Origin of the sequence: Nocardioides sp., from assembly GCF_035576065.1 — a bacterium.
Lineage (GTDB): Bacteria > Actinomycetota > Actinomycetes > Propionibacteriales > Nocardioidaceae > Nocardioides.
Window position 1 is genome coordinate 1 of the sequence record NZ_DATLWX010000035.1, and the last position, 13,965, is coordinate 13,965.

The following is a 13,965-nucleotide window of genomic DNA, read 5'->3' on the forward strand; positions in this document are numbered from 1 at the left end:
GCCGACGCCGCCGCCGCCGCCGCCGCCGACGCCGAGCGACCCGGTGCCCGCCCCGACCGGCACGGTGGTCGCCGGGGCCGCTGCTCCGATCACCTACGGTCAGGCAGGATCAGTCTCGGTGACGGTGTCACCGAGCGCAGCCTCCGGCACGGTGGAGCTGAGCCGCAGCGGCACGGTCCTGGCGAACGCCGCCGTCTCGCAGGGACGAGCGACCCTGGTGCTGCCCGCGCGGGCCCTGCCCGTCGGCGATCACGTCCTCACCCTGAGGTACGGCGGCGACGCCCGGCACCGGGCATCGTCCTCGACCGTCACGGTCAGCGTGGCGCCGGCGCCCGCGGCCATGAAGGCGTCACGGACCGTCGTGAAGGTCAGGCCCGGGAGGCTCGAGCACCGTGAGGACTTCAGGGTGGTCGTCCAGGTCACGTCGATCGCGGAGGACGCGCCGACCCCGACCGGCTCGGTCACGATCCGCATCGACGGTCGTCGGATCGACGTCGGCCGGCTGGAGGACGGCAGATACGTTCTGCGGGTCACGCGGAACCTCAACGTCGGCAGGCACATGGTCGCGGCGACCTACTCCGGCGACTCCGTGACGATGTGGAACCGGGACAGGCAGAGCCTCCGCGTCGTGCGTTGATCGAGCCTCGACACATGGACGAAGGGCCCGGGCGGAGCATCCGCCGGGGCCCTTCGCCGCTTGTCGAGGAGGAGAGGCGCTCAGCTGTCGAGCGCGGCCACCACTCCTGCGCGGCTCTGGTCTTCGCTGGCAAGGACGCCGCCGTTGGCCACGGTGTCTGCCGTGATCTCGGTGAAGACCATCCGGACGTCCTGGCTTCGCGCGCCGAGGATCTCGACGGCGCTCTCGGCAACGGCCGCTGCGAAGGCGCGGCGCTGGTCGATGGTGCGGCCCTTCAGCAGCTCGACGGTGATGTTGGGCATGGAGGGGGTCCCTTTCATGGGCCCCGCCTCCCGCATCGAGAGGCGGATCGTCCGGATGTGTGAACACAGATCACCATATGGGACTCCATGAGCGCCCACAAGCGGTGGCTGGGCCACAGCTTCCACATCCGTCCATGTACGTGGACGATTCTAGGTGATTGTTCAGCGGCGTGGACGAAATTCTTGACTCTGTGTGACCGCGGTCATAGCGTCGCGGACAGCGAGTCGTGGCGTGAGTGTCGCCCCGGCCTCGAGCCTTCCGAGCCAACCCGAGGATCCCCATGACGTTTCGCCGGCCTGTCCGTGAACGCGCGACCACGCGCGTTCGCACGTCGATGACGCAGATGTTCGCCCTGCTCGTGGCGCTCGTCGTGGTGCTCACCGTGGCGCCGCCGGTCGCAGCAGCCCCGGCCGTCGCACCGGCAGCAGCCCCGGCCGACGGTGTCTTGAGGGTGCTGTTGTTCTACAAGGACAACTTCCACGCCTCGCACGTCCAGGCGCGCCAGGCGGTCAACCAGCTGACCACCGAGCTCGCGCTCCAGTACGGCCAGACCGTGGACGTCCGGGAGACCCAGGACCCGGCCAACTTCAACACCCCGTACCTGAACACGGTGGACGCGGTCGTCTTCGCGCAGACCGGCGGCGTGCTCTTCAACGTCGACCAGCGAGCGGCGCTCGAGTCGTTCATCCGCGGCGGCGGCGGCTACATGGGCATGCACTACGCCGGCTGGTCGGTCGGCCAGAGCGAGCACGACGTCAACCCGTTCTACGCCCGCCTCGTGGGCGCGATGTCCGAGGGACACCCGGAGAACCCCGCCATCCGGCCGGGCCGCGTCACGCTGAAGGCAACGGGCCACCCGCTGACGCAGGGCCTGCCCAACGAGATCACCCGCAGCGACGAGTGGTACGACTGGACCGTCAACCCGGCGCCTCACGTGCGCACTCTGCTCGAGGCCGACGAGACCTCCTACGGCATGGGTCGCCAGGGCACCACGCACCCGATCACCTGGTGCCAGCAGATCGACAGCGGTCGGTCGTGGTACTCCGGCATGGGTCACACCGAGTCGTCGTACTCCGAGCCCTTCATCCGCCAACAGATGCGCCACGGCCTTGCGTACGCCGCCGGGCTGCTCGCCGCTGACTGCTCGCCGCCCCGCAAGGACGACCAGGGCTCGTGGAGCGGCGTCACCCCGTGGCCGCTGATGCCCATCAACATGGCGCTCACCGCTGACGGCAAGGTGCAGAGCTTCGGCAGCAAGGGTGGGAGCGACCCCAACCCCTACGACTGGACCGGCGACAACACGATCTACCAGGGGGGCCAGGTCGAGATCGACATCTGGGACCCCACGACGCCGCGGACCCTGGGCAACCTGCGCTCCGGCATCGTCCAGAACGCCACCTACACCGACCTCTTCTGCTCCATGCAGGTGCAGAACCCGCACAACCACTCCACGATGACCGTGGGCGGTGACGACGGCCTCGGCGAGAACGCGCCCAACGACGGCTCCATGGGCGTCACGAGCTACAGGACCAACAACGGGCTGCAGAACGAGGCGCCCATGAACATCGCGCGGTGGTACCCGACCGGCACGACCATGCCGGACGGCGCGATCGTGGTCCAGGGCGGCAGCCTGCGCGGCGGCCCCGGCGGCCCGGGAGTCCTGACGCCCGAGGTCTACACCCCGGACGAGGGCGCCAGCTGGAAGCTCCTCAAGGGGGCGCGCAGCGACGCGGCGTACGGCGAGGGCAGTGCCGGCGAGAACCGCTGGTGGTACCCCCGCGCCTTCGTGGCGCCGGGCAGCGGCAACCTCTTCAACATCAGCGGCACCCAGATGTTCGAGCTGGACCCCGAGGGGAACGGCGGCACGGGTGCGGTGACGCTGCGAGGACCGGTGCCTCCTGTCGTCGCCAACCAGGGTGGCCTGGGTAACCCGGTCGGCGCCACGTCCACAGCGACCATGTACCGCCCTGGGAAGATCCTGCAGGTCGGCGGCGGTTGGTGGGCCAACGGTGGCGGGCCTGACGGTGCGCGCGCCGGCTTCACGGTCGACCTGACGACCCCGGGCGGCACGGCGGCCCCGGTCATCGCCGCGACCCAGCCGATGAAGTACCAGCGCCACTGGGCGACCTCGACGGTGATGCCGGACGGCAACGTCATCGTGACCGGCGGCAGCCGCGAGAACGCCGGCAACGGGGGGTACGTGACGAACGCCGAGATCTGGAACCCGGACACCGGCACGTGGACCACCGTCGAGCTGCCCTACGAGCACGCCCGGCTCTACCACTCGACCGCGCTTCTCCTCCCCGACGGTCGGATCATGATCGGCGGCGGCGGCGCGCCGGGTCCACGCAACTACGTCGATGTGGAGTACTACTCCCCGTCCTACTTGTTCGACGGCAACCAGCCGGCCGTACGCCCGGAGATCACGAGCGCTCCGAACAAGATCGGCTACAACGGCACCTTCAACGTCGCGGCGAACGCCCCCGTCTCCAGGGTGACGCTCGTCCGCAACGGGTCGGTGACGCACGGCTTCAACAACGACCAGAACTTCCAGGACCTGAACTTCACCCAGGGCGCAGGCGGGCTCACCGTCACCGCGCCCCAGGACGGGACCTACGCCCCTCCGGGGGCGTACATGCTCTTCGTCTTCGACGCGAACGGGACCCCCTCGATCGCCAAGATGCTCGACATCAACCCCTCCGTGCAGATGGACTCGCGCACCCCGCGGGTCGTGGAGCAGTTCGAGTACCCCCGTTTCCCCGGTGACGGAGCCCAGGTGGTCGACGTCGCCCCGGGCAGCGGTCGGATGACGCCGTGGAACATCGACGGCCAGGTGCAGCTGGTCCGGGCCCAGGCCCCCAGCATGGGAGCCCTCGGCGCCACCGGCTACCACGTGGCGCTGGGCGCCGCGGGCGACATGTCCCGCGTCGTCCAGGGCCTCGACGCCGGGCGTGACTACCGCATCTCCCTTCGCTACGCACGGGACAGTCGCTCCGCGGCCGGTGCGGGTGCTGCCAACGCGCAGCTGAGCATCGGTTCGCTCGACACCACCCTGACGAGCACCGTGTCCTCGGCGGGTGACGGCCAGGACCAGGTGTTCGAGACCTACGTCGGCACCTTCACCGCGGCAGCGCGATCCCAGACACTGCGTCTCGCGGCAGGTGCCGGTGACGCCGGGATGATGGTCGACAACCTCGTCATCACCTCCGTCGACCCGGGTGCCAGCGACGTGCCGATCCACTACGAGTTCGACGAGGGCGCCGGTTCCACGTCTGCCAACACCGGCACCGACAGGTCTGTGGGGCCGGCGACGCTCACCGGCACGACGGGCTGGTCCGAGGACGGGATCTACGACGGGTCGGTCAACCTGCCGGGTGGCTCGAACGCGAACGCGGTGGACCTGCCGGACAACCTGCTCCAGGGCGAGGCGAACTTCACCACGTCGTTCTGGGCGCGGCCGGACACCAAGGGCAACTGGATCGGGATGTTCCACATCGGTGACGGCTTCGGTGGGGACGGCAGCTTCTTCCAGATCCAGATGCAGACTCAGGACGGTGGGGACACCGGCTTGGCCGCGACGTTCAAGAAGAAGGGGTCGGGCCTGCAGGAGCGGATCTACGCCGCGCCGAAGCGGGACGTGACCCCAGGTGCGTGGAACCACGTGGTGTTCACCCGCCAGGGCGCGACCGGGACGCTGTACCTCAACGGCCAGCAGATCGCCCAACGCAACAACCTGACGATCACCATGTCCGACGTCGGTCCCACGACCAACAACTGGCTGGGGCGCAACGGGTTCCCCGACCCGGCGTACGACGGCCTGATGGACGACGTGCGGCTCTACCGGTCCGCGCTGACCGCCCAGGACGTGGCGGCGATGTACGCCGACGGCACGGCCCTGGACACCACCACCACGGTGTCGGTGTCGCCTGCGTCACCGTCACCGTTCGCCCAACCGATCACCGTCTCCGCGACGGTGGCCGACGAGGCAGCCGCTGGGCCCGAGGGTGCACCCGACGGCCAGGCGGAGCTGTTCATCGACGGCGCCCGCGTCGGCGCTCCGGTGACCGTGACCGACGGGGCGGTGACGTTCCCCGAGATCACGCTGTCCCCGGGCGTGCACCAGATCGAGGTGCGCTTCACTGGTGCCGAGGGCTGGCGGAACTCCGCCGGAACCACCCAGCACACGGTGCAGCGTCCGCCGCCCAGCGCGGGGGTGCCGGTCCACTACAAGTTCGACGAGGGCACGGGCACGACTGCGGCGAACTCCGGCACTGACTCCTCCGTGGGTCCTGCCACCCTCATCGGTGGTGCCGGATGGGCGGCAGGGCAGTGCGCAGGTGCGGTGTCGCTTCCGGGCGGCGACGCCGGCCAGGTGAACCTGCCGAACAACATCACGGCGGGCATGGACACCGAGATCACGCTCGCGGCCTGGATCCGTCCGACGGCACTGCCCAACTGGACCCCGCACGTCCAGATCGGCAAGAGCACGGAGGAGTTCTTCCTCCTGCAGTCCTCGACGGAGGGCGGCGCCCGCGGATTCGGTGCCACGCTGCGGGTCAACAACGGCGAGCAGTACCGCATCCAGCTCCCGGGCGAGACGGACCTCCAGCTGAACAAGTGGACCCACGTCGTGGTGACGCTCGGGCCTTCCCCGACCGGGAGCGGCACGACCGGGAAGATCTACTTCGACGGACAGCTCATGGCCGGCGGCACCCGGGACAACATCCCGGTCGACATCGGTGACGTCGGCGAGGGTGGGACGGCGGCCAACTTCATCGGCAACACGAGCTGGCCCGATCCGGGGCCGACCGAGCTGGTCGACGAGTTCCGGATCTACGGCTACGAGCTGAGCGCGCAGCAGGTCGCCGAGCTGAGCACCCAGTGCCCGGCGGTCAACCGGGCACCCGTGGGTGCGGCCGATGCCTACAGCACTGCTGAGGGCCAGGTGCTCACTGTGCCGGCGGTGTCCGGTGTGCTGGCCAACGACACCGACGCCGACGGCAACACGCTGACGGCGACCGGGGTCACCCAGCCCGCCAACGGCACGGTGACGATGGCAGCCGACGGCGGGTTCACCTACACCCCCGCCACCGGGTTCGCCGGGACGGACACCTTCACCTACCGGGCCAACGACGGGACCACCACGTCCGCAGCGACCACCGTCACCATCACGGTGGAGAGGGCGGTGCCCGGCAACAGGGCGCCCACGGCCGGTGCCGACGCGTACGACGCGGTCGGAGGACAGGTCCTCACGGTTCCTGCCCCTGGCGTGCTGATGAACGACGATGACCCTGACGGCGAGGCCGTGACAGCCGCGGACGCCACCCAGCCCACGCACGGCGCTGTCGTGCTGGCGAGGGACGGGTCGTTCACCTACACGCCGAACGCCGGGTTCACCGGCGCCGACTCGTTCACCTACCGGGCAAGTGACGGGAAAGCCGCCTCGGCTCCTGCCACCGTGACCATCACGGTCAAGCCGGCAGGGGGAGAGACAGCCACCACGGCGGTGTCCGGCGCGGCCCTGCCCATCACGCACGGACAGTCGGGTTCGGTCTCGGCAGTGGTCTCGCCCGACTCGGCGACCGGAACCGTGGAGCTCAGGAAGGGTGGGACCCTCGTGGCCGCGGCCGACGTCGTCGACGGGAAGGCCACGTTGTTCCTGGGGGCCAAGAGCCTCTCGGTCGGGGAGCACGTCCTGGACCTCCGGTACGGCGGCGACGCACTCCACAAGGCGTCATCCGCCACGGTGACCGTCACCGTCCTGGCGCGACCCGTCAAGAAGTCCACGTCGCGCACCGTCGCCAAGGCGGTGCCGCGAAGGCTCGACCTCCGGGAGGACTTCAAGGTGGCCACCCGGGTCACGTCCCTCCTGGCGGACAGCCCGACGCCCACGGGGACCGTCAGGATCCGCATCGACGGCAAGCTCCTGGAGGTCGGCAGGCTGACGGGTGGACGCCACGTCCTCAAGGTCACGAGGAACCTCAGGCCCGGCAGGCACCTGCTGTTGGTGACCTACTCCGGGGACTCGCGGACCTGGTGGAGCAGATACAGGCAGTGGTTCTACGTCAAGCGCTGACCTGGGACGACCCGGGGCCCCGACGGATTCGTCCGTCGGGGCGCCGTCCCCGTCCGGTCCGACCGTCACGAGAAGGCACACCATGTGGATGTCGTCCTGCCGCCGCCGGCAGCCCCGAGTCTCTGTCCTGTCCGTCCTGACAGGGGCCCTCGCGGCGGTCCTCGTGCTCACCGGCCTCGGTGCGCCGGGGGGAGTCGTCAGCGCGACGGCGGACGTGTCCGCGACGCCCGCAGCGGCTCGCACGTGGATCATCGACGCCGTCGACGACGAGCAGGGCGCCCGGTGGGTCTCCCGTGACACCGGCACGTCCGAGGTCACGATCCTGGTCGGCGACACCGTGGAGTGGCGCTTCGAGTTCCCCCGTGCCGGCCAGGAGCACGACCTGACATCGCAGGACACCAGCTCCACCTGGGACGAGCCCGTGCAGCAGGCACGCGCCCCGGGCGGCCCGCCGATCAGCCGCACCTTCACGAGGGCGGGGACCTACGACTTCTACTGCTCGATCCACGGCCCGACGATGAGCGGGACGGTGGTGGTGGGCGAGGGCGACGCCACGCCTCCCCCGACCGACCCCGAGCCCCCGACAGTCGGACACAGCAGTCACCTCCCCGGTGCCTCGGCGACCGCGACTCCCGCGTCCGGAGCGGCCCCGCTGAACGTGGCATTCTCGGCGGAGGTGACCACAGGCGGGCCCGTCAGGCCGTTCGCCGCGGGGTCGACGAGCCACCCAGGCCTCGCCGGCGACGCCTCGTTGGTGCGCCGGCGGGCGCAGACGTACGCCTCTCTCGAGGTCAGCGGGCTCAGGCCGAACTCCCACCACATCGTGCACGTGCACGAGCAGGCATGCGCCTCGAACAGCGGCGGCGCCCACTTCCGGTTCGACACGAGCCAGCCGTTCGCCGAGGCCAACGAGCTGTGGCTGCCCTTCACCACCGACTCCTCGGGGAGCAGCGGGCGCGTCGAGGTGACCCGGCCGCAGCGTGCCGGTCCGGACGCTGTCTCCATGGTCATCCACGACCCCGACAACCACGCGCTGCGGATCGGCTGCGTCGACCTCGCGCCGGGCACGGCCGACCTCACGTACTCCTGGGACTTCGGGGATGGCACGACGGGACGGGGGGCCGACCCTGACCACACGTACGCCGCAGCCGGCCGCTACACGGCGACGCTGACCGTGGCCAACAGCCACGGTGCCAGGGTCCTCGCCGCCGTGGCGGTGTCCGCCAGTGACGTGGCTGCGCCGCAGACCGGCCTCAGCGGAGGCCCGGCGCGCCAGACGAGGTCGCAGAGCGCGTCCTTCCGCTTCACGAGCACCGAGCCGGGCAGCACCTTCACGTGCCGTCTCGACGCGACCGACTGGCGCGCCTGCGCCGCCGACGCCACCTTCGAAGGCCTGACGCAAGGGCCGCACCTGCTGGCGGTGAGGGCAACCGATGCCGCCGGCATCACCGACGCGACCCCGTCCTCCCATGCCTGGGTGGTGGACAGGACCGGACCGAAGATCCGGAGGCCGCGACCATCCTCCACCACGACGGATGTCACGCCCACGGTGCGGGCAACGGTCGTCGATGCTCTCTCCTCCGTGCGCAGGCTCGCCCTCCGCATCGACGGCGACAGGGTTCGGCCCGTCCGGCACGACGCTCGCCGCGGCCGTACGTCGTGGACTCCTCGTGCGCCATTGACGCCGGGACGACACACCGTGCGTCTCGTGGCGATCGACGCTGCGGGCAACCGCACCGCCCGCAGTTGGCAGGTCCGAGTCGTCCGGTGAATGAAGACGAACCCCACCCCTCCGCTGAAGCCGCCGACCCGAGGATGGACCTGTGAACCCGCTTGAACCCGCCGCACCTCCCCAGCTCGGGACCCGAATGGCGCAGTCCACGAAAAGCCGTGCGCAGCGCGTCGTCATGCGCCTCGGCGCCGCCGGCACCGCTGTGGCGTTCCTCGTGCTGGGGCTGGCCGACCCGGCGACCGCTCATGTCTCCGTCGAGCCCTCGACGACCGCGGCCGGCGCGTACGCGGTCCTGGAGTTCAGCGTCAGCCACGGCTGCGGCGACGCGCCGACCACAGGGCTGACCATCCAGATCCCGTCCGGCATCAACGCGGCCACGCCCACCCGTGACCCCCTGTGGACAGCGGAGAAGCGCGTGATCGAGCTCGAGCCGCCGGTGACCGATGCCCACGGGAACGAGGTCACCCAACGGGTCGAGTCCGTCACGTTCACGACCCAGGAGCCGCTCGTCGACGGCCTTCGCGACACCGTGCAGCTCTCCGTGCAGATCCCGGAGACCGCCGCGGAGGGCAGCACCCTGGTGTTCCCGGTCATCCAGCGGTGCCAAGGGGCTGAGGCTGCCTGGATCGAGGTCCCGGAGGCCGGCCTGGACGAGGACGAGCTCAAGCTCCCCGCCCCGTCCTTCACCGTCACGGCCGGTGATGCCAGCCCGTCCCCGGCCGCCGAACCCGCTGCTGACGTGGTGGCCGACGCCGGCTCGTCGCCGAGCGCGACGTCGGCCGGACCGGCTGAGGTGGGTCCGAGCGCGGTCACCCTGCTGGCGCTCGGGGCAGGGGTGCTGGGGATGCTGCTCGGCGGGGCCGCCCTTGCGCTGCAGCGCAGGTCGAGGTGACCGCTGGCCCTCGGACGTTCCACCCGAGGCTCCCGGCCCTGTTCCTCCTCGGCGTCTTCGTCCTCGCAGCGCTGCTCGGCACGGCGGGTCCGGCGAACGCGCACGCCACCCTGGTCTCCTCCGACCCTGCCCAGGGCGCCGTCCTCCCGGAACCGCCGGAGCGCGTGCGCTTCACGTTCAGCGAGTCCGTCGCTGCGGTGCCGGACGGCGTGCAGGTCTTCGACGCCGCCGGCGGTGACGTGCCGTCATCCGCGGCCGTGGCGGACGACGAGCTGGACGTGACGTTCCCGGACGGGCTCGGCGAGGGAACCTTCATCGTGGTCTGGCGGGTCGTCTCCGAGGACGGCCACCCGGTGAGCGGGTCGCTGAGCTTCTCGGTCGGCGCGCCGAGCGCGGAGGTGACGCAACCCACGACAGGGGGAGCGGGCCCGACCGAGGTCCCCCTCCTGCTCAAGGTCCTGCGGTGGCTGGGCTACGTGGGGCTGTTCACTGCGGTGGGACTCTGCGCGTTTGCGGCCGTCGTCCTCCCGAGGAGCGAGCTCGGCGACGTCGCCGGCAGCCGCGTGCTCCGCGTGGCGCGCTACGGATGCGTGCTGACCGCGCTGGCGTGGTTCGGCGCGCTACCCGTGACGGCGCTCTACCAGGTGGGCGGGGACGTCGGATCGCTCGCGCGTGCCACGACGTGGTCCACGCTGACGCCGACCGAGTATGCCGTCACGCTGGCCGTCGTGGTCGGCTCGGTGCTCGCGGTCGTGCTCCTGGGAGACGGACACCCCAGCCCACGGCGTCGACTGGCCGCGGCGGCGGTCGGTGGGGCCGCGATCTGTGCACCCGCCCTGACCGGCCACACCCGTGCGACCAGTCCGGAGCTCCTCGCCGTCGCTGCCGACATGCTGCACCTCGCGGCCGGGAGCTTCTGGTTCGGCGGCCTGCTGGGCCTGGCGCTCGTGCTGCCCCTGCTCCTCGCCCAGGGCGACGTGGCGGCAGCGGTGCTGGCGCGCTTCTCCGGCCTTGCCGCTGGGGTGCTCGTCGCGCTCGTCGCCACGGGCTCGGTGCTCGCGTGGCGGGTCGTCGGCTCCTGGTCAGCGCTCGTCGAGACGACGTACGGCCGACTGCTGCTCCTCAAGATCACGGTCGCGGCGATCGCCGTCCTGATCGGGGCGTGGAACCGGTACGCGCTGATGCCCCGCATGCAGGACAGGGCCAGGCGCGGCAAGCCGGCGGCCGAGGCCGCCCTCGTACGACGCACCACGATGGTGGAAGCCGCCGCACTCGTCGGGGTGCTGCTCCTCACCGGCGTCCTCGTGGACCGCAGCCCTGAGGCTGATGCGGTGGCCGGTCCGCAGGACGTCCGGATCGCCATGCTCGGCGCGCTCAAGGTGAAGGCCAGCATGTCGTCGCTCTCGACCGGCCCGACCACCGTCACGATCGAGACCCGAGACGCCGCGGGGGAGTTCGTCGAGGGGCTCGAAGCTCCCAAGGCCGCGCTCTCCTCTGCCGGCATGGACCTCGGCCCCATGGAGCTGACCAACATCGGGCCCGGCACCTACACCGGGGAGGCGGTGATCCCCTCGTCGGGGACCTGGCGGCTCCAGGTGTCCTTGCGGCTGAGCGAGTTCGAGAACCCTGTGACGGTCCTGGAGTTCGAGATCGCCGAGGACTAGCCGAGCCGCCAGGACGGCCCTGCTGTGCGGCTAGTAGCGCACCATGCTGTTGTCCTGGACGAGCGTGAGGCGGGCCTTGACGCTGAGGAGCGTCTCGATGATGAAGTCCTCCCGCCCGTCGACCAGGCGGCTGATGGGGACGGCGACGCTGAGGGCGTCCACGACCGGGCGGCCGAACGGCAGGGCGATGCCGAAGCACCTCACACCGAGGCAGGACTCCTCGCTCTCGACGGCGTATCCCTGGAGCCGGGCCTGGTCGATGATCGCCAGCACGGCCTCCTTGTCGGTCGTCGTGTTGGGGGTGAGGCCGCGGATGGTGTCAGGCACCATCCGTCGGCGTACGTCCTCGGGCTGCTCGGACAGGATCGCGCGGCCCAGCGACGTGGCGTACGCCGGGAGCCTGCGCCCGACTGCGGAGTGCATCCGCAACGGGTGGACCGACTCGCGCTTGGCGGTGTAGATGACATCCGTTCCGTCGAGCCGGCCCAGGTGCACGGTCTCCTCGGTCGCAGAGGAGATCTCGTCCATGGCAGCCGAGGCACGCGCCAGCACGGGATCGCCGTCGAGGTAGGCCGAGCTCACCACCAGGGCGTGGATCCCCACCTGGTAGACGCCGCCCGTCGGATCCGTCTGCAACCACCCGCGGGACGTCATCGTGCGGAGGAGCGCGTGGAGGCTGCTCTTCGGGATCCCGAGGCGGGTCGCGAGCTGCAGCTGGGTCCCGGGGCCGTTTGCAGCGATGTCATCGAGCACGTCCAGGGCCCGCGCGGCGGACTTCACAGGTGTGGTGCCGGGCGTCATGGCCGCAGGGGCGTGAGAGTCCATCGAGCGTCTCCTCAAGAGCGTGAATGCCGGCTGCACCCATTGTGGCAGAACCCGTCTGAGTTCACATATACAAACTTACTTTCCACCCTTGACCTTGTGACGCGGCTCACTGTACGGTCCAGTTCAGCCAGTGGAACGTAGTTCAAAGGACGAGGAGCTCGTACGTGATTGAGGTTCGGCATTCGACATCACCGAGCGGAGCAGAGACGGCGTCCACCGCCGACCTGCGCAAGGACTTCCTCGTCGAGGACCTGTTCTGCTCGGGTGAGGTGCGCGGGGTCTACACCCACGACGACCGGCTTCTCGTCGGTGGCGCCGTCCCGGCCACTGGTGAGCTCGACCTCCCCACGTGGGACGTGCTGGGCAGCACGTCACACCTCGAGCGGCGCGAGCTCGGCATCATCAACGTCGGCAGCGGCGGCCACGTCCTCGTCGACGGCGAGAAGTTCGAGCTCGAGCACCTCGACGGCCTCTATGTCGCTCGCGGGAGTGAGGTCGTCTTCGTCGGCGCCGAGGCCGCCTTCTACTTCGTCTCGGCGCCCGCCCACGCCACCCACCCGACGACCGCGCTGAAGCACGCCAAGGTCGAGCCGATGTCGCTCGGCACGCCGCAGGGCGCCAACGAGCGCAGCCTCTACCGCTATGCCTGGGGTGAGGAGCTGCAGACCGCCGTCCTCCAGTTCGGCGTGACCGTCATCGCCGACGGCTCGGTGTGGAACACCTTCCCGCCGCACCTCCACGACCGCCGTACCGAGGTCTACATGTACGTCGACCTCGACGAAGAGGACCGCGTCTTCCACTTCATGGGCAAGCCCGGCGGCACCCGGCACCTGGTGGTGCGCAACCGACAGGCCGTCATCTCCCCGCCGTGGTCGATCCACTCCGGCGCCGGCACCGGCTCGTACGCCTTCATCTGGGCGATGGCCGGCGAGAACAACACCTACACCGACCTCACCCCCGTCGCCCTGGACGACCTGTGACCACCCAGACGGCGACCGACCGTCGCTCACCCTTCGACCTGCACGGCAAGACCGCCGTCGTCACGGGCGCAGGCCGCGGACTCGGTCAGGGAGTGGCCCTGGGCCTCGCCGAAGCCGGCGCGGACCTGGTGCTCCTCGGGCTGCCCGGCAGCCAGGACGCGACGCAGGAGATGGTGTCGGGCCTCGGACGAGAGGTCGAGGTGCTCGACCTCGACGTCTCCGACCACGAGGCGGTGGCCCGGGTCAGCCGCGCCGTGACCTCCGGCCGCCAGGTCGACATCTTGGTGAACAACGCCGGCATCATCGAGCGCGAGGACACCGTCGCCCTCAGCCCGGAGTCGTGGAACCGCGTCGTCGACATCAACCTCAGCGGACTGTTCTTCCTGTGCCAGCACATCGGTCGGCCGATGGTCGAGCGAGGGCACGGCAAGATCGTCAGCATCGCCAGCCTGCTCGCGTTCCAGGGCGGGATCCGCGTCGTCTCGTACGCCGCCAGCAAGCACGGCGTCGCAGGGATCACCAAGGCGCTGGCCAACGAGTGGGGCCCCTCCGGGGTCCAGGTCAACGCGATCGCACCCGGCTACATGGCCACCGACAACACCACCGCGCTGCGCGAGGACCCCGAGCGCTCACGCTCGATCCTGGAGCGCATCCCAGCCGGACGTTGGGGGACGCCTGCGGACGTCGCTGGCGCCGCGGTCTTCCTGAGCTCGTCCGCCGCCGACTACATCAACGGCCACGTCCTGGTCGTCGACGGCGGCTGGATGGCGCGCTGAGCTCCAGCGCTTCTCTCGCACCACCGAACAGCACCAAGCGCCGCTCGGGGCGTCCACTCTTCCCACACATCCCAACCGCC

Annotated in this window: 9 protein-coding genes; 7 read left to right on the forward strand and 2 right to left on the reverse strand. The window is 70.5% G+C overall.

What is annotated here, in order from left to right:
* Nucleotides 1-637: Ig-like domain-containing protein (locus VNJ48_RS15735; RefSeq protein WP_325603768.1), on the forward strand; the 637-nt coding region annotated here is incomplete at its 5' end.
* An 80-nt stretch (nucleotides 638-717) separates the two neighbouring features.
* On the opposite strand, the gene VNJ48_RS15740 is transcribed toward VNJ48_RS15735, so the two are convergent.
* The gene (locus tag VNJ48_RS15740) at nucleotides 718-939 is read right to left on the reverse strand and encodes a tautomerase family protein (RefSeq protein WP_325603770.1); all 222 of its coding nucleotides are present in this window, start codon (nucleotides 937-939) and stop codon (nucleotides 718-720) included.
* A 281-nt stretch (nucleotides 940-1,220) separates the two neighbouring features.
* Here VNJ48_RS15740 and VNJ48_RS15745 point away from each other — a divergent pair, with 281 nt between their 5' ends.
* The 4 genes from VNJ48_RS15745 to VNJ48_RS15760 all read left to right on the forward strand — a co-directional run bounded on the left by VNJ48_RS15745 (nucleotide 1,221) and on the right by VNJ48_RS15760 (nucleotide 11,304).
* Entirely contained in the window at nucleotides 1,221-7,016 is a 5,796-nt protein-coding gene (locus VNJ48_RS15745; protein ID WP_325603772.1) for a LamG-like jellyroll fold domain-containing protein, read from the forward strand.
* 82 nt (nucleotides 7,017-7,098) lie between these two features.
* Entirely contained in the window at nucleotides 7,099-8,787 is a 1,689-nt protein-coding gene (locus tag VNJ48_RS15750) for a PKD domain-containing protein (protein ID WP_325603774.1), read from the forward strand.
* A gap of 52 nt (nucleotides 8,788-8,839) precedes the next feature.
* Nucleotides 8,840-9,640: a YcnI family protein gene (locus tag VNJ48_RS15755; RefSeq protein WP_325603776.1), complete on the forward strand. Its 801-nt coding sequence runs from the start codon at nucleotides 8,840-8,842 to the stop codon at nucleotides 9,638-9,640.
* Nucleotides 9,637-11,304, forward strand: coding sequence for a copper resistance protein CopC (locus VNJ48_RS15760; RefSeq protein WP_325603778.1), 1,668 nt, complete (start codon nucleotides 9,637-9,639; stop codon nucleotides 11,302-11,304). Before VNJ48_RS15755 ends, VNJ48_RS15760 begins: the two co-directional genes overlap by 4 nt.
* A 30-nt stretch (nucleotides 11,305-11,334) precedes the next feature.
* On the opposite strand, the gene VNJ48_RS15765 is transcribed toward VNJ48_RS15760, so the two are convergent.
* Complete coding sequence (locus tag VNJ48_RS15765) at nucleotides 11,335-12,129, reverse strand: IclR family transcriptional regulator (protein WP_325603780.1); 795 nt, start codon at nucleotides 12,127-12,129, stop codon at nucleotides 11,335-11,337.
* Between the two features lie 164 nt (nucleotides 12,130-12,293).
* Between VNJ48_RS15765 and kduI the strand changes: the two genes are divergently transcribed.
* A complete protein-coding gene (kduI, locus tag VNJ48_RS15770; RefSeq protein ID WP_325603782.1) occupies nucleotides 12,294-13,109 on the forward strand; it encodes a 5-dehydro-4-deoxy-D-glucuronate isomerase in 816 nt (271 codons plus the stop codon).
* Complete coding sequence (gene kduD, locus VNJ48_RS15775) at nucleotides 13,106-13,885, forward strand: 2-dehydro-3-deoxy-D-gluconate 5-dehydrogenase KduD (RefSeq protein ID WP_325603784.1); 780 nt, start codon at nucleotides 13,106-13,108, stop codon at nucleotides 13,883-13,885. Before kduI ends, kduD begins: the two co-directional genes overlap by 4 nt.
* Nucleotides 13,886-13,965 lie beyond the last annotated feature (80 nt).